Annotated in this window: 1 protein-coding gene; it reads left to right on the top strand. The window is 69.1% G+C overall.

The window, feature by feature from the left end; translation table 11 throughout:
- Positions 1-223 (top strand): hypothetical protein (locus ASE89_RS21015; protein ID WP_201781564.1); only part of this gene is annotated, 223 nt, incomplete at its 5' end.
- Between the last annotated feature and the right edge of the window lie 81 nt (positions 224-304).

Below are 304 nucleotides of genomic sequence, written 5' to 3'. Positions count from 1 at the left end.
CGGCAACATCGGCGCGGTCGCGGCGGGGTTCCTCAACAAGGCGTCGGCCACCCCGCAGCAATGTCTCATCGTGCTCGGCTACGTCGTCGCAGGCACCGCGGTCTGCGCGCTCGCCGTCCGCTTCTCCGCCACGCACAAATCGGACGAGCGCGCGCTGCTCGACGCGGCGCTCTACGCACGCCGCACCAGCGACCGCTCGGTCAACGGCGCGCTCCCCGCATGACCCTCCCTTCCCCGGCTCCAACCCGACTGGACGATCTGATGGAACACCAAACCCCCTTCCCCGACACCGCCTTTTCCAAGA

It is taken from the genome of Sphingomonas sp. Leaf30, assembly GCF_001422525.1.
GTDB lineage: Bacteria > Pseudomonadota > Alphaproteobacteria > Sphingomonadales > Sphingomonadaceae > Sphingomonas > Sphingomonas aerolata.
Note: the sequence above shows the minus strand (reverse complement) of the source record. Positions and strands in the feature narration are given on the sequence as shown.